Origin of the sequence: Variovorax paradoxus EPS, assembly GCF_000184745.1 — a bacterium.
Taxonomy (GTDB): Bacteria; Pseudomonadota; Gammaproteobacteria; order Burkholderiales; family Burkholderiaceae_C; genus Variovorax; species Variovorax paradoxus_C.
The window spans coordinates 3,878,373-3,900,812 of sequence record NC_014931.1; the positions used below are offsets into that span (position 1 = coordinate 3,878,373).

Sequence of the window (22,440 nt, forward strand, 5' to 3'; positions counted from 1 at the left end):
CTCTTCAGTTCGCCCATGGGAGCGGTTGGTCGTTGGTGCCCCAGTACATGCTTTTTTGCTCCATGTACTGGAAGATGCCCTCGCGGCCCTTCTCGCGGCCGAGGCCGCTGTCGCGCCAGCCGCCGAACGGCGTCGAGACCGAGAACTGCTTGTAGGTGTTGACCCAGACCGTGCCGGCCTGCACCGCGCGGCCGAGCTTCCAGGCGCGCTTGAAGTCGCGGCTCCACACGCCCGCGGCCAGTGCGTAGACGCTGTCGTTGGCCTGTTCGATCAGTGATTCCTCGTCGTCGAAGGGCATCGCGACCAGCACCGGGCCGAAGATCTCTTCCTGGCTGATGCGGGCGCTGTTGTCCAGGCCTTCGATGATGGTCGGCTTGTAGAAGTAGCCGTTGTCGTAGCCGGCGCCATGCGGGCGCACGCCGCCCGTGCGGATGCGGCCGCCTTCGGACACGCCGAGATCCACATAGCGCTCGATGCCCTCGCGGTGCTTGGCTGTGATGAGCGGGCCCATCTGCGTCTGCTCCGAGGCCGGATCGCCCACGCGCAGCGCGTTGGCGCCTTCGGCCAGCCGCGTCAGGAACTCGTCGTAGATGCTGCGCGCGACAAAAAGGCGCGAGCCCGCGATGCACGACTCGCCCGACGAACTGAAGATGCCGTAGAGCACGCCGTTCACCGCGTGGTCGAGGTCCGCATCGTCGAGCACCATGGTGGGCGACTTGCCGCCCAGCTCCAGCGACACCGGCATCATCTTGTCGGCCGCGATGTGGGCGATGTGCTTGCCGGTCGTGGTGCCGCCGGTGAACGACACACGCTTGACCAGCGGATGCTTGGTGATCGCGTCGCCGATGACCGAGCCCCTTCCCGGCAGCACGCTCACGATGCCCTTCGGCACGCCGGCCGCTTCGCAGATGCGCGCCAATTCCAGCGCCATCAGCGGCGTGACTTCGGCGGGCTTCACGACCACCGCGTTGCCGGCGGCGAGCGCCGGCGCGAGCTTCTGCGCTTCGCTCGCGATGGGCGAGTTCCACGGCGTGATGGCGGCGACCACGCCCATGGGCTCGTGCACGCTCATCGTGACGAAGGCACCGCGCGACGGGGTGATGGTCTCTTCGAGCGTCTCCAATGCGGCCGCGAAGAACTGGAAGGTGCCCGCGGCACTCGCCACGAGGTTGCGGGTTTCATTGATCGGCTTGCCGTTGTCCAGGCGCTGCTTCTGCGCCAGCGATTCGCTCTCTTCGCGGATCAATTGCGCCACGCGGTGCAGCACCGCGGCGCGCTCGTGCGGCAGGCGCTGCGCCCAGCCGCTGGTGCGGAAGGCATGGTCGGCGCGGACGATGGCCTCCTCCACGTCGGCGAGGCTCGCGGCCTTCAGGCGCGCGATCGGCTCGCCGGTGGCGGGGTACAGGCTTTCGTACACGTCGCCGCCGCCCAGGCGCCATTCGCCGGCAATGCAGATCGGAAGAAGTTCGGAAGAAATCATGTGGGCGAATCGAAAGGTCAGATGGCGAGAGGCGCGACGCGGTTGCGCAGCGCGCGCACCGCGCTGTACACGGTCAGCGCCGAGGTCTTGGGGTTGGCCGCGAGCGGCTTGTTGCGCATGGTCAGCTCGAAGCTGCCGAAGGCGCCCTCGGCTTCGACGGTGTGCACGTTCTCGGCGGTGGCGGGGTCGGCGATGAGGCGCACCAAGGTCTTGTCGAGGCCTAGGCCCGCGAGCGAGACCGTGGCCGCGACGTTGGCGTTCTTCGGGTAGAGCAAGGCGGCTTCGCGCGCGCTGCCTTCGAAGATCACCGTAGCTTCTGTCAGCGCATCGAGGTCGCGGCCCTGCTCGGCCGGCGTGCCCTTCCAGGCCTTCGGGGGCTTCCGGCCGGTGTAGCGCACGCTGTCGAGGCCGCCGATGCGGGCCGCGGCGAGCGCGTCGATCGCGCCGATGGCGCCGGGGATCAGCTGCACCTGCGTGTGGCCGGCGATGGCAGCGGCTTCGAGCTTTTCAGAAAGGCCCGCGGCCGACAGCGCACCGACCGAAGCGACCACGCACGGCGTGCCGCGCGCGAGCGCCGGCAGCACGTGCTCTTCGATGGCTGCGTGCCCGGCCGTCTCGACCACGAGGTCGATGTCTGCGACCGGCACCATGCTCGCCACCCGTACGTCCGGCACCGCCTTCTGAGCGGCGGCCATGCCTTCGGCGGGCACAACGACGACCGTAACCCGCAGGGCCGGATCGTCCCGCAAGAGGTCGAGCACCGCGGTGCCGATGGCGCCGCAGCCGACGAGTGCGATGCGTGTGATGGCGGTCATGGGCGTGGCTCCGTCCGCTCTCACTGCGCCGTGCCGAGTGCGGGAATCTGCGTGACCGTGTTGGTCGGCGGGCCGGCGAAGCTGGTCTTGAAGCCGCCGATCGACAGCATGTCGATCTCCAGCAGGAAGGGTCCGTCGGTCGAGAGCGCTTCGTCGAAGCGCGCCGGCAGATCGGCCAGGTCGCGGACACAAGCGTGCGGCAGCGCGATCGACTTGCACAGCAGGTCATAGTCGGGCGTGTGCAGCTCGGCGTAGCACTGGCGGCCGCCGTACTGCGCGTCCTGGATGTTCTTGATCACGCCGTAGCTCTTGTCGTTCATGAGCACGATCACCATCGGTGCCTTCTCCTGCACCATGCAGGCGAGCTCGCCCAGGTTCAGGATGAAGCCGCCGTCGCCGGCCAGGCAGAAGGTCTTGCGACCCGAGCCGGTCACCGCCGCGCCGATGGCCGCGCCGATCGCCATGGGCATGCCCTGCCCGATGCCGCCGCCCGTGGCGTGCACGCCGGCGCTGGGTTCGAAGATGCGCAGCTCGCGGTTGCCCCAGGTGCTGTTGGAGACGGTCACGTCGCGCACCCAGTTGAACTGGCGGCCCGCCACCGACTGGAGCCGGCGCACGAGTTCGGCGTACGGGCCGAGGCCATCGCGCAGCGTTGCAACCGCCTGGTCGTGGGCGGTACGCAAGTCGACCAGCAGTTGCGCATCGGCCTTGTAGCCGATGGCTTCGAGACGGTCGGCCAAGCCTTCGAGGGCCAGTGCCGAGTCGCCGCAAACGAAAGCTTCGGAGGCGTAGCAGCGGCCTTCGGCGGCGGCATCGGCGTCGATGCGATACAGCGGGCGCGGCAGCTTCAGTTCGTACTTGAGCGTCTCGTTGCCGCGCAGGCGCGAGCCGACCACGAGCATCGCGTCGCAGGTTTGATAGAAGGCCTCGACCGGCTTCTGGATGTTGTAGGCGCCGAGCGAGCCGGCGTCGTCCTCGGGCACGGTACCACGGCCCTGCGTGGTGGTGACCACGCCGAAGCCGAGCTTCTGCAGGCGCTGGATTGCCGAACGGGCGTGGCGCGCACCGCCGCCGACCCACAACAGCGGGCGCTTGGCGGTTGCGAGGCACGCGGCCAGCGCATCGAGGCCGGCGGCGGAGGGCACGGGGCGCTCGACGGGCAGCGGCGAGAGGTCGGCCGGCATCGTGGTGAGGGCCGACTGGATGTCGATCGGGATCTCCACGCTCACCGGGCCGGTCGGCGCCGTCAGCGCAAGCTGCACCGCGCGCTTGAGCGTGCCGAGCACCGTCTCGACGCTGCGCACCCGCAGCGCGGCCTTCGACACCGCCTTGAGCATCGTGAGCTGGTCGGGCGCCTCGTGGATGTACGACATGCCCTTGTCCAGGTAGGGCGTCTCGATCTGCCCGGTGATGTGCAGGAGCGGCGCACCCGCGGTCAGCGCCTCGACCAGGCTGCCCGCGATGTTGCCCGCGGCCGGGCCGGTGCTGGTGATGCACACGCCCAGGCTCGCGGTGGAGCGTGCATAGGCGTCGGCCATGTTGCCCGCGCCCGCCTCGCCGCGCGAGGAGACGAAGCGGATGGTGCCGCGCTGCGCGAACGCATCGAGGATCGGCATGTTGTGGATCGAGATCACGCCGAAGGCCGCCTTGACGCCGCACTGTTCGAGAAAGGCCGCGACGACTGCGCCGACCGTGACCATGTTGTTGTTGGGTTTATGCATGGCGCGAATGGCCTCCGGAGATATCGATGTGGCTGCCCGTCGTGTACGACGCGAGGGGCGAAGCGAGGAAAAGGATCGCGCGTGCGGCTTCGGTCGGAAGCCCCAGGCGACCCAGCGGGATGTGTTTGGTCTTCGCGAGCTGGGTGCTCCAGGCGGCCCAGTCCTCGGACTTGTCTTCGCGCGCCTCGAAGCGGCGGCGCCACTGGCCGGACTCGACGAGACCGATCAGGATGCCGTTGACGCGCACGCCCTGCGGCGCGAACTCGGTGGCCATCGAACGCACGAGGTTCAGAAGGCCGGCGCGTGCGGCCGAGGTGGCGACCATGTGCGGCTCGGGCTGGCGTGCCAGCAGCGAGTTGGCGCAGACGATGGCGGCATCGCCCAGCACGGCGCGCTGTGCGGCGAGCTGCGGAAGGAAGGCGCGCGTCGGATGGATGACGGAGAAGAACTTCAGGTGGAGCTCTTCCATCCACGCCGCGTCGTCGGTGTCGGCGAACGTGGAGACCCGCCCCTGCCCCGCGTTGTTGACGAGCATCGAGGCCGGGCCGAGCGCGGCCTCGCTCGCTGCGGCGAAGGCTTTGACAGCGGCGGCGTCGAGCACATCGCACGGTTGCGCGAAAAGCTTCGCGTTGGGGAACTGTTCGCGCAGGCCGGCGACCGCACGGTCCAGCCGCTCGGCGTTGCGGCCGCACAGCGCAACGGCGGCGCCGCTCGCGAGCAGCAGCTCGACGGTCGCGAGGCCGATGCCCGAGGAGCCGCCCGTGACCACGGCCACGCGGCCGGCCAGCGCATCGGCGGCAAAGAAATGAGAAGAAGCCTGCATCGTCATGTCCGTCACGTCCGTCATGTCGTCATGCGCTGCGAAGCGGCACCACCTTGTTGCTGCGCGCAGGCGAGTAGTTCAAGAGGCCCGAGATCTCCTCCGCGGTACTGCGCACCCGCAGCACCATTTCGTCCATGCGGTTCTCTTCGATGTGGCCCGAGGTGATGGTCGCGCCCAGGGCAGCAACGATGTGGCCACTGTGGTCGCGCACCGGCGCGGCGATGCTGGAGATGTTCGACTCGAAGAAACCTTCGCCCAGCACATAGCCGCGCGTGCGGTCGGCCTGCACCATGTCGAAGAGTTCGTTCACCGTCTTGGGCGTGCTCGGCGAGAAGGTCTCCAGCTTGTCTTCGGGGTAGAGCGCGCGAAGCTGCGGCAGCGTGAGGTCTTCCAGCAGCACGCGGCCGAGGACCGTGGCGTGGGCCGGCAGGCGCGTGCCGACGGTGACCGAACTGGCGAAGGGCGTCGGCGGTGCGACCTTGGCGACGTAGACGATCGAGCGGCCGTCGCGCACCACCAGGTTGCAAGGCGTGCGCAGTTCATCGCACAGGCGGTTGAGCAGCGGCGTGCCCAGTTGCGTGAGTTCGAGCGAGGCCAGGTATTCGAAGCCCAGGCGCAGCACCGCGAGGCCTAGGCGGTAGTCGCGGCCGCCCTCGGCGCGCTCCAGGAAGCCCATGTTCTCCAGCGTGGTGAGCAGGCGGAACACGGTCGAACGCGGCAGGTCGAAGCGGCGCGCCAGCTCGGGCGCGGAGAGCGTGCGGTTCTCGCGGCTGAACTCGCACAGCACGCGCAGGCCGCGCTCCAGCGCAGGCACGTTGTAGCGGTCGGCGCCCTCTTCCATCGCTTCGCTGTTGTCGTTGGTGGTCATGTGTTCGTTGGTCCCTTGGGTTGTTCTGCAGTGGTCCGCATCAGGCGGCGAGTGCCTCGCGCAGCAGCGCGGCGACGGCCTCGGGCCGCTCCACGTAGCTGGCGTGCCCGGCACCGTCGATGGCTTCGAGCGTCACCCCGCAGCCGCGCGCGACTTCGGCGCAGGCTTGGGGCGTGGTGACGACATCGAGCGTGCCACAGGCCACGCGCACCGGCATGGCGGGCGGCAGGTCGGCCAGCAGGTCGCCGTGGCACAGCAGCTCAACGGCCTGGCGGTAGCCGCCGTCGTTCAGGCGGGCCATATTCCAGCGCACCCACTGGCGAGCGAGTTCGCTCGCGCCGTCGGAAACGAGGCGGCCCGCGCGTTTCGACGCCATGCCGGCGATGCCGAGTTCGTCGAGCGTGGCGAGGCGTTCGGCGCGCACCCTGGCGCGGGCTTCGGCGCGCGACGGTGCGCCGTAGCCGGCGGCCGGGCTGATGAGCACGAGGCGGCGGATGCGCGAGGCAATTGCTGAATCTTTCCGCGCGGCCGATGCCGCGGTGAGTGCGCCGAGCGAGTGGCCGACGAGCACGCAAGACTGGACATCGAGCGCATCGAGCAAGGCATGCAGGCGTTCCGCGTAGTCCGCTGCAGATGGTGCGGCAGGCGCGAGCGGCGTGGATTGGCCGTAGCCCGGCGCATCCCATGCGATCACGCGGGCCTGCGGAGCCAGCAGCAAGGCGACGTTGAGCCACGAGGCCGCGCCCGAGCCGATGCCGTGCAGGCACACGAGGGCCGGACCCGCGCCGTGCTCGCGCACCGACACCACCGCGCCACCGCCGACCGGCACGTCGCGTGCGGGAAAGCGGGCGTCGAGCAGCGCCAGCTCGGAAGCGGGCAGCGTCAATGCATCGATGACCATCGCGTCGCTCATCCGGTCCTCAGCGCTTGATCTTCGCCAGCGGGTGATCGGCCGGGTACGTCGGCGTGATCGGCTTCTTCGCGCCGAGCATCACGCACATCAGCGCGTCTTCGTCGCCGATGTTGATCTCCTCGCGGTACACGCCGGGCGGCACCGAGATCAGGTCGCGGTCGGTCATGATGGTTTCGAAGCGCTCGCCGTCCTTCTCGATCACGACCTTGAGCTTGCCGCGGATGAGGAAGAACACTTCCTCCACGTCGGTGTGCAGGTGCGGCGGGCCTTCGTGGCCGGCCGGGATCACCATGGTCGAGAAGGTGAAGTGCTCCGAAGGCACGGTGTTCACGTCCTTGGCGACGCCGGTGCCGCCGGTGCCCACGTAGCGCATCTGCGCGCGGCGGTACTTGGGGTCGAAATCGGCCTGGAACTTCAGCGCGTCCCAGTCGTACTTGCGGGTTTCGTAGCGCGCGATGCGGGTGTTCATCCACTCGGCGAGGCTCGTGCCTTCGGGCTGCGCCAGCGTGCTGGCGGCGGCGTCGGTGATCTTCTGTTGTTCGGACAAATCGCTCATGGGTTTACTCCTTCGTCGGAAAAATTCGTTCAGTCAGTGCATCGCAAAGCCGCCGTTGACGGCCAGCAGCTGGCCCGTCACGAAGCGCGAGAGGCCGGACAACAGGTACAGCGTGGCGCCGCACACATCGGCGGCCTGTTGCTCCCGCGGAATGGCGCGGCCTTCGAGGTATTTCTGGTGGCGCGCCATCGGCACGTACTCGGTCGCCTCGACCAGCGTGAGGCCCGGCGCCACCGCGTTGACGGTGATGTTGTCGCCGCCCCATTCGCGCGCCAGCGAGCGCGTCATCGAGATGACGGCGCCCTTGCTCGATGCGTAGGCCAGCAGGTTGGGCGCGCCCCAGAGGGCGGTGTCGGAGGCGAGATTGACGACCGCGCCACGGCCGCTTGCAGCGAGCGCACTACGGCAGGCGCGGCCCATGAGCCAGGTGCCGCGCACGTTGACGCTCATCACGCGGTCCCACATATCGATCTCGAGCTGATGCGCATCGCGGCCGCCCGAGTTGGTGATGGCGGCGTTGTTGACCAGGCCGTCGAGCCCGCCGAGCAGGCGGATCGCTTCGGCGGCGCAGGCGTCGATGGAGGCTGGTTCCGACAGGTCGACGGTGAGCGCATGCGCCTTGTGGCCTGAGCTCCGCAGCGCCTTCGCTTCGGTTTCGGCGAGTTCGCCGAGGATGTCGGCCAGCACCACGCTCGCGCCCGCCGCGGCGATGCATTGTGCGAACGCGAGGCCCAAGCCGCGCGCGCCGCCAGTCACCAGCACGCGGCGTCCCGCCAGCAAGTTCGCGGGCAGTTCGGCCAGCAGCGACTGCAGGCTCGACGGATCGGGAATGGCTTTGAGTTCGGACATGGCGTGTTCAGTCGGCCTGGATGCCGAGTTCCTTGATGACCTTGCCGAAGCGCGCGTAGTCGCCCGCATTCGTCTTGCCGAGCACGTCGGCTTCGCCGCCCACCGGCGTGGTGCCGAGCACGGCCATGCGCGCGACGATGTCGGGCATCTTGAGGATGTCGTTGAAGTGGCCGTTGAGCGTCTTCACGATCTCGGGCGGCAGGTTGCGCGGGCCCCAGAGGCCGTTCCAGGCGACCACCTCGACGTCCTTGTAGCCCAGCTCGGCGAGCGTCGGCACAGTGGGCGCGAGCGGCGAGCGCTGGCTCGAGGCCACGGCCAGCGGCTTCAACTTGCCGTTGGCGAAATACGGCGCCACGGGGCCGAGCGTGATGAACGTGACGGGCACATGGCCGCCCAGCACATCGTTGACCGCGGGCGCCACGCCCTTGTAGGGCACGTGCGCGAGGTTCGCGCCCGAGGCGCGGGCGAACATCTCGCCCAAGATGTGCATCGGCGAGCCGCTGCCCGGGCTCGCATACGAGAGCGATTTGCCGGTGCCCTTGGCGGCGGCGACCGCGTCTTTCGCCGTGGCGAACCCGCTGCCGGCGCTCGCCACGAGGAACAGCGGCAGGCTGCCGGTCTGCACGATTGGCGTGAAGCCGTTGAGCACGTCGTAGCCCGCGGCGCCGTTGGTCTTGAGCACCAACTGCGCGATCGAGAAGGTGCTGGGCGCGAGCAGCAGCGTGTAGCCATCGGCCGGCGCCTTCGACACGTAGCTGCTGCCGATGATGCCGCTGGCGCCCGGGCGGTTGTCGACCACCACCGGCTGCCCCACCCGCGCCGAGAGCTTCTCGGCGTAGAGCCGCGCCAGCGCGTCGGTGTCGCCGCCGGCCGGATAGGCGACCACCAGCGTGATCGGCTTTGCCGGGTAGTTCTGTGCCCAGGAAAGACCGGTGGCGCAAACACCGGCCATGGAAATGGCGGCTGCGATGGCAAGGCGGCGTGTGTGTTTCATGGGTCCGTCGTGGTTCGCGTTTGTTTCATTAGAGAAACAGCGATTTATTAATGGAACGCACGAAGGATAAACACGAAGACAACTTCGTGACTAAGTAGAAACCCTAGATGTCGCAACCCAACGTAAACAGGGCGGGCCTTTCGGACCGCCCTGCTCGGGGATGGGTGGCGGCCTGCTAGCCGCCGTAGCGCGCCACGGTCAGGCCTTCCATGTCGATCTCGGGCGCCTTGCCTGCGACCAGATCAGCCATCACGCGGCCGGTGCCGGCCGCCATGGTCCAGCCGAGCGTGCCGTGGCCGGTGCTCAGCATCAGGTTGGGAATGCGCGTGGCGCCGATGACCGGCGTGCCGTCGGGCGTCATCGGGCGCAGGCCCGTCCAGAAGGAGGCATCGCGCACGTTGCCGCCCTTGGGAAAGAGATCGGTCACGACGTGTTCGAGCGTGTCGCGCCGCCGCGGATTCAGCGCGAGGTCGAAGCCCGAGAGCTGCGCCGTGCCGCCCACGCGGATGCGGTCGCCCAGGCGGGTGACGGCCACCTTGAAGGTCTCGTCCATCACGGTGGATTCGGGTGCGCCGCCCGCATCGGTGATCGGCACGGTGATCGAGAAGCCCTTGACCGGGTACACCGGCAGGTCGATGCCCAGCGGCTTGACCAGCGCGGGCGAGTAGCTGCCGAGCGCGACCACGTAGCGGTCGGCGGTGAAGCTGCCCTGGTCGGTGCGCACCGCGGTCACGCCCTTGGCACGGTCGTGTTCGATCGCTTGGATGTTCACGCCGAAGCGAAAGGTCACGCCTTCAGCTTCCGCCAGCTTCGCGAGCGCCTGCGTGAACTTGAAGCAGTCGCCGGTCTCGTCACCCGGCAGGCGCAGGCCGCCGACGAACTTCTCCTTCACCGCCGCGAGCGCGGGCTCGTAGGGCAGGCAGCCGTCGCGGTCGAGCACCTGGTAGGGGACGCCGGAGGCCTTGAGCACTTCGACATCTTTCGCGGTGCCGTCGAGTTGCTGCTGCGTGCGAAAGAGCTGCAGCGTGCCCTGCATGCGCTCGTCGTACTGGATGCCCGTATCGGCGCGCAGAGCCTTCAGGCAATCGCGGCTGTATTCGGCCAGCCGCACCATGCGGCCCTTGTTGAGCTCGTAGCGCGCCTGCGTGCAGTTGCGCAGCATCGAGAGGCCCCAGCGCCACATCGCCGGATCGAGCATGGGTTTGACGACCAGCGGGCTGTGCTGCATCAGCATCCACTTGATCGCCTTGACCGGAACGCCCGGCCCGGCCCAGGGCGCCGAGTAGCCGGGCGAGACTTCGCCCGCGTTGCCGAAGCTGGTTTCGAGCGCGGGCGCTGGTTGGCGCTCCAGCACTGTCACCTCATGGCCGGCGCGCGCCAGGTAGTACGCCACCGAGGTGCCGATGACACCGCTGCCGAGAATCAGGACCTGCATGGAACTCCCTCTTTCTTGATGGCCGAACGGCCCGAGGGTACAGGCTAAGCGCTACAGGCCGAGAGCGTCTTGCAATCGCCGTGCCGGCCACCGCTCGGGTTGCTGCGGCCAGGCTTCGAGCAGCGCGACCATGCGCGCATTGCGCGGTGCACTCAGCCCGTGCTCCTGCGCGAGGCGCACCACCTCGCCGCTGAGCGCATCGATCTCGGTGCGGCGCCCGAGCGCGAGGTCATCGGCCATGCTGGAGCGCGCCTTGGCATCGATGCGCAGCATGCGTGCCGCGACGATGCGAAAGAGCCAGTCGGGCAGGCGCAACAGGCTCGAAAGCCGCTGCGCCGGCACGGCCGCCACCTGCGCGGGCGTGATGCCGCTCACGCCGAGCACACCGAGCGTTTCGTCGATGAGCGCGGCGAAGCACCGGCGGTAGCCGCGATGCATCAGCTCCTCCCGCAGCGGCAGGCCCGAGAGCGCGTTGACCGGGTTGTTGAGGTTCAGCAGCAGCTTGCCCCACTGCACCGGCAGCAGGTCGGCATGCAGGTCGATCGGCACGCCGGCGCGCTCGAACACGGGCAGCCAGGGGCGCAGCGCCGCGTCGTCCTTCGCGGCGAGCCGCCCGGGTGTGCCGCGATGGAAGGCGCCCTCGCCGATCTCGGCCACGTTGTACGGCACCATGCCCGGCAGCACGTTGAGCGACGGGCCGGCGTGCGATGCGGCCGCGCTGTTGGAGATTCCGTTCTGCAGCGAGACGACCGTGGTGCCCGCGGGCAGCGCGAAGGCCAGTTCGCCCGCCGCCTCGGCGGTGGCGCCACTCTTCACGCAGAGCAGCACCAGCGCGGGCTTCGCGCCGACAGGCACCTGCTCGCACAGGCGCAGCGCCGAAGGAAGAATGTGGTGCTTCGCGCCGTCGAGGTCGCTGAGCGAGAGGCCGTGGTCCGCGAGCTTTTTCAGCACGCGGGGCCGTCCGACGAAAGTGACGGGCACGCCCGCCGCGGCGAGCCGGCCGCCGATGTAGCAGCCGATGGTGCCCGCGCCCATCACGAGCACTTCGCCGGGCAGCGCGCCTGTCATCTCAGTTTTCCATCACGCTGCGCGTGAGCCTCGACACATGAAACTGCCGTGATTCAGTCGGGAGACACCGCGGAACCGGCTTTGCCGGGCCGCTGGTGTCGCCCCCTGAAAGGGGTTGGCGAAACGACACGAAGTGCGCGAAGACTGGGGGTAAGTTTCATCCTAGACGCGTTCCGAGACCCAGCCCTGAACCGACTTCAGCGCGGCAGGCACGCCCGCTGCATCGGTGCCGCCGGCCATGGCCATGTCGGCCTTGCCGCCGCCCTTGCCACCGACCTGCTGCGCCACGAAGTTGACCAGCTCGCCGGCCTTGGCCTTGCCCACGGTGTCGGCGGTGACGCCGGCCGCGATCTGCACCTTGTCGCCGTCGACGGCGGCCAGCACGATGATGGCGGTCTTGAGCTTGTCCTTGAGCTTGTCCATGGTGTCGCGCAGCGTCTTGGCGTCGGCGCCATCGAGCTTGGCCGCGAGCACCTTGATGCCGTTGATGTCGACCGCTTGCGCGATGAGTTCGTCGCCCTTGGACGACGCGAGCTTGCCCTTGAGCGAACCCACTTCGCGCTCCAGCGCCCTCACCTGCTCCAGCACCTGCGAAAGGCGCCCCTGCAGTTCGGCGGCCGGCGACTTGAGCGTGGCGGCCACGCTCTGCACGGTCGATTCGAGGTCCTGGAGGTAGGTGAGCGCGTTGGCGCCCGTGACCGCCTCGATGCGGCGCACGCCGGCGGCCACGCCGCCTTCGCTCACGATCTTGAAGAGGCCGATGTCGCCGGTGCGGCCCACGTGGGTGCCGCCGCACAGCTCGCGGCTCGAGCCGATGTCCAGCACGCGCACGGTCTCGCCGTATTTCTCGCCGAACAGCATCATCGCGCCGGTCTTCTGGGCCGATTCCATGTCCATCACGCGCGCCTGTGTGGCGACGTTGGAAAGGATCTCGGCATTCACGCGCTTCTCGATCTCCAGGATCTGGTCGCGCGTGACGGGTGCGTTGTGTGCGAAGTCGAAGCGCGTCTTGTCGGCATCGACCAGCGAGCCCTTCTGCTGCACATGGTCGCCGAGCACTTCGCGCAGGGCCTTGTGCATCAGGTGAGTGACCGAGTGGTTGCGCATGGTCGCGTTGCGGCGCGCGCCGTCGACCGCGGCCTTGACCGCGTCGCCGACCTTGAGCGTGCCCTGGGTCTGCGTGCCGTGGTGGCCGAACACGTCGGCCTTGATCTTCTGCGTGTCTTCCACGCCGAACTGCACGCCTTCGGCGCTGAGCACGCCCTGGTCGCCGACCTGGCCGCCGCTCTCCGAATAGAAAGGCGTGGTGTCGAGCACGACGATGCCGGGCTGGCCTTCCTTCAGTTCGTTGACGGCGGCGCCTTCGAAGTACAGCGCGACGACCTTGGCGCTTTCCTCCAGGTGTTCGTAGCCGGTGAAGGTGTTGCCCGCGCCGGTGTATTCGACGTTGCGGTCCATCTTGAACTTGCCACCCGCACGGCCCGCGGCCTTCTGCTTTTCCATGGCGACGTTGAAGCCGGCCTCGTCGACGCTCACGCCGCGCTCGCGGCACACGTCGGCCGACAGGTCGAGCGGGAAGCCGTAGGTGTCGTGCAGCTTGAAGGCGACGTCGCCCGGCAACGTCTTGGCGCCGCCGGCCAGGGCCGCATCGAGGATTTCCATGCCGTTGGCGAGCGTCTCGAAGAAGCGCTCTTCCTCGGCCTTGAGCGTGTCGGTGATGCGCTTCTCGTCGGCCACGAGCTTGGGGTACGCATCGCCCATGAGCTTCACGAGGTCGGGCACGAGCTTGTGGAAGAACGGCTTCTTCTGGCCCAGCTTGTAGCCGTGGCGGATCGCGCGGCGAACGATGCGGCGCTGCACGTAGCCGCGGCCTTCGTTCGAAGGGATCACGCCGTCGGACACCAGGAACGAGGTGGCGCGGATGTGGTCGGCGATCACGCGCAGCGAGTTGTTGCCCAGGTCCTTTTCGCCGGTCTCGCGGGCCGCCGCCTTGATGAGCGCATCGAAGATGTCGATCTCGTAGTTGCTGTGCACGTGCTGCAGGATCGCGGCCAGGCGCTCCAGGCCCATGCCGGTGTCGACGCAGGGCGCGGGCAGTTTCTTGACCGAGCCGTCGGGCTGCATGTCGAACTGCATGAACACGTTGTTCCAGATCTCGATGTAGCGGTCGCCGTCTTCATCGGGGCTGCCGGGCGGGCCGCCGGGGATCTCGGGGCCGTGGTCGAAGAAGATTTCGGAGCACGGACCGCAGGGGCCCGTGTCGGCCATCATCCAGAAGTTGTCGGACATGTAGCGGCCGCCCTTGTTGTCGCCGATGCGCACGACGCGCTCGGGCGGCAGGCCGATTTCCTTGGTCCAGATGTCGTAGGCCTCGTCGTCCTCGATGTAGACGGTGGCCCAAAGCTTTTCGGCCGGGAGCTTGTAGACCTTGGTCAGCAGCTCGAAGGCCCAGGTGAGCGATTCGCGCTTGAAGTAGTCGCCGAAGCTCCAGTTGCCCAGCATCTCGAAGAAGGTGTGATGCCGCGCGGTGTAGCCCACGTTCTCAAGGTCGTTGTGCTTGCCGCCGGCGCGAAGGCACGCCTGGACCGAGGCGGCGCGCACGTAGTTGCGCTTGTCTTCGCCGAGGAACACGTCCTTGAACTGGACCATGCCCGAGTTGGTGAACATGAGCGTCGGGTCGTTGCCCGGCACCAGCGAGCTCGAAGGCACCACGGTGTGGCCCTTGGAGGCGAAGAAATCGAGAAAGGTCTTGCGGATGTCCGCGACCGTGAATGTGGGCTGGCTCATCTTTGGATTTCGTCTTCTGTCGAGGGCGGCCTGGCGATGGCGACCTCTCGTCGAAACCACTGCGTCGAACCGACCTAACTGCTTGATTTGCTTGAACAAACGATTATAGGTTTGCCCATGGCGCCCGGGCGTGGCCGGGGCCAAGGGCGCGATCGGGACGCCGCGGCTAATATGCGCCCTGGCGCCCGCGCGGCCGAACCAAACGCAGCGAGCCCCGTCCTATTCATATGCACAACATGAATCAAGGAGTCCGCATGCCAGGTCTTGAGGCCGAACACTGGAAGATCGAGGACCTCGATTTCTCTCGCATCGCACTCGACAAGGTGCGCCCGGACGAGAACCTTTTCTACCTCGTGACCTCCGCCTCGTTCATCGAAAGCGGCTCGGACCTGTACACGCACAACCTGGTCGATTTTTTCCGCGGCGACGACGAAGTCACCGACTGGCTCTCCAACTACTGGGAACCCGAGGAGCTGCAGCACGGCCAGGCGCTGCGCGCCTATGTGCGCCATGTGTGGCCCGAATTCGAGTGGGACACGGCCTATCGCGGCTTTCTGGAGGAATACGCGAGCTACTGCAAGGTCGAATTGCTGGGTCCCACCCGCGCCCTGGAGATGACCGCGCGCTGCGTGGTCGAGACCGGCACCGCCACTTATTACCGCGCCATGGCCCGGGCCACCGACGAGCCGGTGCTGAGCGACCTGGCGACCCGCATCGCGACCGACGAGGTCAACCACTACAAGCACTTCTATCGGTTCTTCCGCCGCTACCGAGAGCAGGAAAAACTCAGCCGCTTCCGCGTGATCGGCACCATCGGCCGGCGCACGCTGGAGCTCAAGAGCGAAGACGCCGACTGCGCCATCCGCCACGTCGTGAAGGCCCGGTCGCCCCATCGCGCCGACGACACGGCCTATGTGCAGCAGCTGAGCGCGCGCATGAACAGCACCATCCGCACCAACCTGAGCGCCGGCAGCACGCTCAAGATGCTGATGCGGCCGCTGGAGTTGCCTGCCCGGGTGCAGACGGTGATCCAGTACCCGATCAAGCAATTCATGCAGCACGTGTTCCTGCGCTAGCGCGGGCCCGCGTTGTCCCTCTGAATGCGGGTCAGACGTTTGAGTAATTCACCACCGAGGAAGCGTGACCGCCTGTTAGTTCTGGGCGGTTTCAGCGAGAGATATCTCGCTGCCTAACTTCCCGAGCCACTCGTCTGGGGCGAGAGGACATATGAGTCCCGTAGACATCACCAGCTGCGCTCGAAAGCTCGATCAGGCACTGGCGGAAGAAATCGAGCGTCGCGACCGTTTCGGTCATCAAGCAGATTCCCCAGAAATCAATTCATCCTGCAGCAATTTCTGGAAGATTCGTATACCGGAATCGCATGGCGGGCCTTGCCTGCCACCGAGCCTTCTTGCGCTCGATCGATTTCACATATTCACCCCGGCGTCGGAATTTGGGGACTGCTTATCAAATGCGCCGAAATGCTTCAATGCTTCGTTCAGCCAAGGAACATTCCTTGTTGCCGCAAAATCTTCAAATGACGTCCCGCTATGCACCGCCTCCACCGATTCTCGAAGAGACGCGGCGCCGGCGCGGGTGCCACCCGGGTGACCATGCACCCCGCCTCCCGCGAACAGGGCGACTCTTGGACCAAGCTCTTTAACGATTTTCTCCGTAGTCAAAGGATCAAGACCAGCGCCGCAAATAGGCAAAACAGAACGCAATCCATCGAAATCCTGGGCCAGCCCTGACGCTGAGGAGGTTGAGGGTAGATAAGTCGCTTCCGTAACCGATGCAACGATATCGAGTACAGCGGCTTTTTTGGAACTCATAACGCCTATGGCTGGTGTGCCCGTGTGAACCTGATCCCCTCCAATTACTCGGAATAATTTCGCCCAAACCATGTAATCAACACCAAAATCCTGGGCTCGATGCAATGCGGCAAAAAGGGTTCTGTGCCCGTGAATAATGAGGCCCAGGTCCTGATTTCGCAGGGTATGAAGAAGAGAGCAACCGCCCATCACAAAGTCGATCATGATTGCGTCTCCCCCCAGTCTCGCAACAAAATCAGCTCGCCTTATCGATTCCAATACGTTGGACGACGTGACATTCGGCACATAGATTTTCTTTCGACCACTGATATCTTCCGCCCTTTTCATGGCGTCAATCGAAAGGCGAATCCGTGTGTAAAAATCACTGCCGAATGCCGGCTGGTGCGTAAGGGCTTCGTCATCCTTGACCATATCGACACCGTGCGTTCCGCCTTCACTAGCAAGTCCAGACCAGGCGTCGAAACAAATCTCGGCGTGTTCGCTTGCCGTGAGGCCGCATTTCGGTTTGATAATAGATCCGATGATCGGGATATTTTTTTCTATTTTTAACCGCTCATACACGCCCTTTATTCCATGCCTTGGTCCAAGGTAGGACGCCAAATACATTTTTGGGAGCGATATATCCATCAGCTTCAGCTTGGAAACATCGGCAAGGCCGAATGCATTACCGGCAATAACCGTCAGCAATTGACTTATATTGCCAGGTTCAAATAAATCAATTGGATACGCAATTTTTGCTATGCCTACAGCGGGATCATAGGCGAAGACCTTGCCCGCAATCAGGTTTGCCCCGGCGGTCGCGGTCTTTACATCGGTCCAGGTTCCGGTCGATGATTCTGCCGCAACTGAGCCTAAGAATGCGAGGCCATCCAGTCGAGAAGTCACCGCTTTCTCTATCAGATAAGTCGCAACCACATTTTTTTCCGAATCAACTTCAAGACCGATATCAACATATTTCAGGTATGAACTCGATGATTTCATTATTTTATCCCGACGAGGATGGTTCCAATTAAAGATATAAAGATCAGTCCATATGACTTCAGGCCAAGCTTTTCTCCCAAATAATGCGCCGCGACCGCCGTAAAAAGAATGCTCAGGTTTCTCAGTGTGGTGAGCTGTGCTGCCCCAGAGTCTTTGAGTGCATGGAGATAAATACTGAACCCTCCGAAGCTCATCAATCCAAGAATGCAGAGACGTCCCAACGATGTCTTGCTCACTTGATAAACCCGACTGCGCCTCTCCTTGCCAAGTAAAAGATAGGCAATAGCGACACGAATCACATCAGACACCCCTAGCAGCGCGAAGTGATTGGCGCCTGCAGTCACTGCCTTTTTATAAAAGACGCTGTAACCGACGATGCATAGTGCGGACGCCGCTGCCCACCACAAATGTTGATTCAGCTTCTCCTTTTTCCCCTGAAGCATCATCAACGAGAGAGAAACAGTCAAAATTGCAGCCCCGGCAACGCCGGTTGGAGTAATCTTTTCTCCGAGATAGAAAAATGATACCGGCCATAGAAGCAAGATCGCACCAGCACGGGATATGGTATATGCCAGGCCTAAACTTGATCCTTGAAAAGCAAGACTGATAGTCGCAAGAGAAAAGCCAGCAAATAACCCTGCACTAATTGTAAATGGCAATGTTTTTGCTGTAAGGGCGGATCCCAACTCCCCGCTCCCAGCTACAAGTGCAATTAAACAGGCGATGCCGCCCAATAAAACCGCACCAGCCGACACGTCGGCTACCGTTTTGAGGCCAGCATTCCAAATGGAATGAAGTAGCGCCGATACAATTATCAGAATTAAAGCAGTCAATTCCATACATAGCCTCTGCCGAATCACGTGGAGTGATCGTTTTCTTGGTATTGATAATGTCCAACGGACTACGATGGGAAGACGCTCGCACTTTCGGCTTGTGTCTTTCGCATGATTTCACGTCGCGCATTCATTAAACGCCGAACGAGAGTCGTGAAAATTAGCAGCAGCGCTGGCTCCAGCTTTCTGCCTGGCACGACCACTATGTCCGGTCTGACCATCCATGCGCCCTGCAGCGTATTTTTTAGAAATTGGAAGTCATCGGATTCGTTGAGTGTCAAGCGAATCACAGCATAAATCTCGTCCTCGCTCGGGATATTTAGAGACGAGAAGGGATTGGACGAGTCAATGATCGGGATGCGCTGAATATTGACATGCGTCCGAGAGAACTGTGGGCACAAATACCTTACGTAGTCAGGCATGCGCTGCAAAATGGATTCCGTTACTTCGGCTGCCGTATAGCCACGGGAAGTAGTGTCTCTATGCAGTTTCTGAATCCATTCCAGATTAATTGTAGGGACTACGCCAATCGTAAGGTCTACATACTTGGAAATATCGACCTTGTCCGTGACAATGGTGCCATGCAGCCCTTCATACAAGAGGCAATCGGTGTTCTCGGGCAGAGGCTCCCATTCAGTAAAGTTTCCAAGATTTTTTCCCCATTTATCTGCTTCGATTTCGTTATGCACGTAATGCCGTAGCTTGCCTGTGCCTGCCTCGCTGTACTCGCGGAATAAATTCTCGAGTTCATTCAACAGATTTGCTTCCGGATGCAAATGCGTAAAATGGGGATTCCCCTGCTTGGCCGCATCCGCCATCGCTACTTTCATGGCCTTGCGATCGTAACAATGGAACGAATCCCCCTCGATGAGCACAGAACAGATTTTTTCACGTTGAAAAATATCCTGAACTATGTTCGTGATTAATGTTTTTCCAGCTCCGGAAGAGCCCGTGATTGAAATAATGGGATGCTTTGCAGAAATCGAACTCCCTCCCTGGCTGAAATAATTATTTGTCTAAATCATCGATTGACGGCGCCCGTTCTTTTAATTTCCTTCTTAGACATGAAGTAATGCTCGATCTTTTTGGATCGGTTACAACCATGTCGTTTTAATGACCGACAGGGCATTGTTTTATTTCTTTAACCCATGCACAAGATCAATAAATTCATACGAATATGAGGGAATCTTCCATCTGTTGACGCTTACAGGAAGCATCGCGTGGTATGGCAAGGGAATAGTTTTTGGGCTCGCATAGCTGGCTCGGGCGCACCCTCTCCTCGCTGGGCATCACGAGAAAAATCGGTCCTCGCCGACAAGGGATGGGCCGTTTTCCCGGCCTTGTCCTGCATGGGTTTTTGATGCTCGCATGATTGAATTTGGTATCCGAATCATTCATGGAGCAACAACGATGGAGGCCAAGGCATCACGCCTCGGGGGACGGAAAAACGGTCTGCTGGGCATCGGCGTGCCAGGTTTGGACGACGTGCTCGGTGGGGGCATCGAGCCCAACCGCCTCTACCTGGTGGAGGGAACGCCCGGCGCCGGCAAGACGACCATCGCCCTGCAGTTCCTGCTCGAGGGCGCCAGGGCGGGCGAGTCGGTCCTGTACGTCACGCTCTCGGAAACCGAACAGGAACTGCGCGGCGTGGCCAATTCGCACGGTTGGGACCTGTCGGGGATCCACGTTCGCGAGATGCTCCCCGCGCAGGACAGCCTCCACCCCGAAGAGCAGTACACGATGTTCCACCCCTCGGAGGTGGAACTGAGCGAAACCACGCTGCGCATCCTCAGCGACGTCGACACGCTCAAGCCATCGCGCATCGTCTTCGACTCGCTGTCGGAGTTGCGGCTGCTGTCGGGCACGTCGCTGCGGTACCGCCGGCAGATCCTCGCGCTCAAGCAGTTCTTCGCGGGCCGGCAATGCACCGTGCTGCTGCTGGACGACATGACCGCCACCGAGCACGACCTGCAGGTGCAGAGCATCGCGCACGCCGTGCTTCGGCTCGAGCAGCTCAATTCCGACTACGGCTCGGCGCGGCGCCGCCTGCTGGTGGTCAAGTACCGTGGGCAGGCCTATCGCGGCGGCTTCCACGACTACAAGATCCATCGCGGGGGCCTGCAGGTGTTTCCGCGGCTCGTGGCCTCCGAGCATGCAACCAGCGGACCGCTGGTCAAGATGCCCAGCGGCATCGCGGAACTGGACGATCTGCTGGGAGGCGGTCTCGAGAAGGGAACGAGCACCCTGTTCGTCGGGGCGCCGGGCACGGGCAAATCGTCGGTGGCGGTGCAGTTCGCCGTTTCCGCCGCCCGGCGCGGCGAATGCGCCGCGCTCTTCATCTTCGACGAGAGCGTCAACACGCTGCGCACGCGCTGCGCCGGCCTGGGAATGGATCTGGAGCCGTACATCGCGTCGGGCCACCTGCGCATCAAGCAGGTCGACCCCGCCGAGCTCTCGCCAGGCGAGTTGGTCCACGAGATCCGCCTGGCCGTGACCGAGCACGCCGCAACGGTCGTCGTCATCGACAGCCTGAACGGCTATCTCAACGCCATGCCCGACGAGCGCTTTCTGATCGTCCAGTTGCATGAACTGCTCACCTACCTCGGGCAGGCCGGCGTGGCCACGCTGCTGGTCGGCGCGCAGCACGGGCTGATCGGCATGCAGATGCAGACGCCGGTCGATGCCAGCTACCTGGCGGATGCGGTCGTCCTGCTGCGCTACTTCGAGTTCGAGGGCGAGGTCCGGCAGGCCATCTCGGTGCTGAAGAAACGCGGCGGCGCGCACGAGCGGACCATTCGCGACTTCTCGATGACCAGCAGCGGGTTGCATGTGGGCGAACCCCTGCGCCACTTCCGGGGCATCCTGAGCGGCATTCCGGTGCCTATCGATGGCGTCACCGCCACTCCGCCGTGACGACGAACGCGACGGCCTCCACCATCACGCAAGAAGACACGCAACTGCGCGTCCTGCTCAGGACGGCAACTTCGAGGGACGCCGTGATGGCGACGGCCGTGCTCGAACGCGCCGGCATCGCCACCCGGGTCTGCGCCACGCTGCAGGAGCTGGTGCTGGAAATCGGCCGGGGCGCGGGCGCCATCCTGGTGTCCGAGGAAATGCTGTCGGGCGACGATGCTGCCGCCCTGTCGGACGCGGTGTCGATGCAGCCGCCCTGGTCGGACCTGCCGGTGCTGGTGCTGGCCCGCCAGGGCGCCGATTCGCGCGCCATCGCCGTGGCCATGGAAGGCATGGCCAACGTCACGGTGCTGGAGCGGCCGATACGGGTGGCGGCGCTGGTCAGCGCACTGCGAAGCGCCCTGCGAGCCCGGCGGCGCCAGTACGAGCTGCGCCGCATCCTCGATGACCTGAGCGAAGCCGACAAGCGCAAGACCGAGTTCCTCGCCACGCTGGCGCACGAGCTTCGCAATCCTATGGCGCCGCTGAGCACGGCGCTGGCCATCCTCACGCGCAAGCCGCTTACGCCCGAGGCCGCACTGCCCTACTACCAGCTCATGGGCCGCCAGATCGACCACATGGTGCGCCTGGTGAACGACCTGATGGAGGTCTCGCGCATCACCCGCGGGAAGATCGAACTCCAGCTCGGCGAGCTGATGGTCGACCAGGTGATCCGCGATGCGGTGGAACTCAGCCGCCCGCTGATGGACGCCGGCCGCCATCGGCTGGAGGTGCATGCAGCAGATGCTCCGCTGGCCGTCGAAGGCGACGGCGTGCGACTCACGCAGGTGTTCTCGAACCTCCTGAACAACGCGGCCAAGTACACGCCCGAAGGCGGACGGATCGACGTGTTCGTCGAGCGCGACGGTGCGAATGCGGTGGTTCGCGTTCGCGACAACGGTGCCGGCCTTCCACGCGACATGCTGGCGTCGATCTTCGACATGTTCGTGCAGGTGAGCGGCACGGCCAGGGCCGCCCAGGGCGGCCTGGGCATCGGGCTCACGCTGGTGAAGAGCCTGGTGGAACTGCATGGCGGCACGGTCAGCGCAAAGAGCGAGGGCCTCGGCCAGGGCAGCGAGTTCGTGGTGACGCTGCCATTGGCGATCGCGCACGACGCGGACGCCGGGAAGCGCGCAGCGCCCTCGACCGAAGCAGCCATCGCGCGGCACGACATCCTGGTGGTCGACGACAACCGCGATGCGGCGGAGTCGCTCGCGGCGCTGCTGGGCCTTCTCGGGGCGCGCACCGCGGTGGCGTTCAGTGGCGCCGAAGCGCTGAAGATCGCGGAAAGTTTTCGCCCTTCGCTGGCGATCCTGGACATCGGCATGCCCGGAATGGACGGCTGCGAATTGGCTCGCAGGCTTCGGGCCGACCCGGCGCGCAGCGGGCTGACGCTGATCGCCCTCACGGGCTGGGGCCAGCCGGACGACAGGGTGCGCATTGCCCAGGCCGGCTTCGACCACCACCTCCTGAAACCCGTCGACATGGAAGAGCTGTCGATGGCGCTGCGGCGGCTGGCGCAGCGCTAGCTGA

The 22,440-nt window shown here is 64.7% G+C and carries 18 protein-coding genes; 3 read left to right on the forward strand and 15 right to left on the reverse strand.

The annotated features are described in order from the left end of the window. Positions 1-4: 4 nt before the first annotated feature. The 12 genes from VARPA_RS17925 to alaS form a co-directional block, all read right to left on the reverse strand. A complete protein-coding gene (locus tag VARPA_RS17925) occupies positions 5-1,480 on the reverse strand; it encodes an aldehyde dehydrogenase (RefSeq protein ID WP_013541999.1) in 1,476 nt (491 codons plus the stop codon). Positions 1,481-1,497: 17 nt separating this feature from the next. Then, the gene (locus VARPA_RS17930) at positions 1,498-2,286 is read right to left on the reverse strand and encodes an aspartate dehydrogenase (RefSeq protein ID WP_200861488.1); all 789 of its coding nucleotides are present in this window, start codon (positions 2,284-2,286) and stop codon (positions 1,498-1,500) included. A gap of 29 nt (positions 2,287-2,315) precedes the next feature. After that, positions 2,316-4,016 (reverse strand): thiamine pyrophosphate-binding protein, encoded by a 1,701-nt coding sequence (locus VARPA_RS17935; RefSeq protein ID WP_013542001.1) that lies wholly within the window; start codon positions 4,014-4,016, stop codon positions 2,316-2,318. Continuing rightward, on the reverse strand, positions 4,009-4,845 hold the full coding sequence (locus VARPA_RS17940; RefSeq protein WP_080559449.1) for an SDR family oxidoreductase: 837 nt from the start codon (positions 4,843-4,845) through the stop codon (positions 4,009-4,011). The genes VARPA_RS17935 and VARPA_RS17940 overlap by 8 nt, the downstream gene beginning before the upstream one ends. Before the next feature lie 22 nt (positions 4,846-4,867). After that, the gene (locus tag VARPA_RS17945) at positions 4,868-5,707 is read right to left on the reverse strand and encodes an IclR family transcriptional regulator (protein WP_013542003.1); all 840 of its coding nucleotides are present in this window, start codon (positions 5,705-5,707) and stop codon (positions 4,868-4,870) included. A 40-nt stretch (positions 5,708-5,747) separates the two neighbouring features. Further along, a complete protein-coding gene (locus VARPA_RS17950) occupies positions 5,748-6,620 on the reverse strand; it encodes an alpha/beta fold hydrolase (protein ID WP_013542004.1) in 873 nt (290 codons plus the stop codon). Between the two features lie 7 nt (positions 6,621-6,627). Next, positions 6,628-7,176, reverse strand: a complete 549-nt coding sequence (locus VARPA_RS17955) for a cupin domain-containing protein (RefSeq protein WP_013542005.1) — start codon at positions 7,174-7,176, stop codon at positions 6,628-6,630. A 33-nt stretch (positions 7,177-7,209) separates the two neighbouring features. Beyond that, positions 7,210-8,025, reverse strand: coding sequence for an SDR family oxidoreductase (locus tag VARPA_RS17960; RefSeq protein ID WP_013542006.1), 816 nt, complete (start codon positions 8,023-8,025; stop codon positions 7,210-7,212). A 7-nt stretch (positions 8,026-8,032) separates the two neighbouring features. Next, positions 8,033-9,019 (reverse strand): Bug family tripartite tricarboxylate transporter substrate binding protein, encoded by a 987-nt coding sequence (locus VARPA_RS17965; RefSeq protein WP_013542007.1) that lies wholly within the window; start codon positions 9,017-9,019, stop codon positions 8,033-8,035. Between the two features lie 175 nt (positions 9,020-9,194). Next, entirely contained in the window at positions 9,195-10,454 is a 1,260-nt protein-coding gene (locus tag VARPA_RS17970; protein WP_013542008.1) for a D-amino acid dehydrogenase, read from the reverse strand. 51 nt (positions 10,455-10,505) lie between these two features. Then, positions 10,506-11,522: a 2-dehydropantoate 2-reductase gene (locus VARPA_RS17975; RefSeq protein WP_013542009.1), complete on the reverse strand. Its 1,017-nt coding sequence runs from the start codon at positions 11,520-11,522 to the stop codon at positions 10,506-10,508. Positions 11,523-11,684: 162 nt separating this feature from the next. Next, entirely contained in the window at positions 11,685-14,309 is a 2,625-nt protein-coding gene (gene alaS, locus VARPA_RS17980; protein WP_013542010.1) for an alanine--tRNA ligase, read from the reverse strand. 254 nt (positions 14,310-14,563) lie between these two features. Here alaS and VARPA_RS17985 point away from each other — a divergent pair, with 254 nt between their 5' ends. Then, positions 14,564-15,385: a ferritin-like domain-containing protein gene (locus tag VARPA_RS17985; protein WP_013542011.1), complete on the forward strand. Its 822-nt coding sequence runs from the start codon at positions 14,564-14,566 to the stop codon at positions 15,383-15,385. A 351-nt stretch (positions 15,386-15,736) separates the two neighbouring features. Here the strand turns inward: VARPA_RS17985 and VARPA_RS30655 are convergent, their stop codons facing one another. The 3 genes from VARPA_RS30655 to VARPA_RS18000 form a co-directional block, all read right to left on the reverse strand. Continuing rightward, the gene (locus VARPA_RS30655) at positions 15,737-17,122 is read right to left on the reverse strand and encodes a RuBisCO large subunit C-terminal-like domain-containing protein (RefSeq protein WP_013542012.1); all 1,386 of its coding nucleotides are present in this window, start codon (positions 17,120-17,122) and stop codon (positions 15,737-15,739) included. Further along, positions 17,122-17,961: an EamA family transporter gene (locus VARPA_RS30660; RefSeq protein WP_013542013.1), complete on the reverse strand. Its 840-nt coding sequence runs from the start codon at positions 17,959-17,961 to the stop codon at positions 17,122-17,124. The genes VARPA_RS30655 and VARPA_RS30660 overlap by 1 nt, the downstream gene beginning before the upstream one ends. A 62-nt stretch (positions 17,962-18,023) precedes the next feature. Next, a complete protein-coding gene (locus VARPA_RS18000; protein WP_013542014.1) occupies positions 18,024-18,938 on the reverse strand; it encodes a phosphoribulokinase in 915 nt (304 codons plus the stop codon). A gap of 427 nt (positions 18,939-19,365) precedes the next feature. Between VARPA_RS18000 and VARPA_RS18005 the strand changes: the two genes are divergently transcribed. Together VARPA_RS18005 and VARPA_RS18010 are read left to right on the forward strand one after the other, a co-directional pair. Further along, the gene (locus VARPA_RS18005; protein WP_013542015.1) at positions 19,366-20,868 is read left to right on the forward strand and encodes an ATPase domain-containing protein; all 1,503 of its coding nucleotides are present in this window, start codon (positions 19,366-19,368) and stop codon (positions 20,866-20,868) included. Then, positions 20,865-22,436, forward strand: coding sequence for an ATP-binding protein (locus tag VARPA_RS18010; protein ID WP_234974771.1), 1,572 nt, complete (start codon positions 20,865-20,867; stop codon positions 22,434-22,436). Before VARPA_RS18005 ends, VARPA_RS18010 begins: the two co-directional genes overlap by 4 nt. Positions 22,437-22,440: the final 4 nt, after the last annotated feature.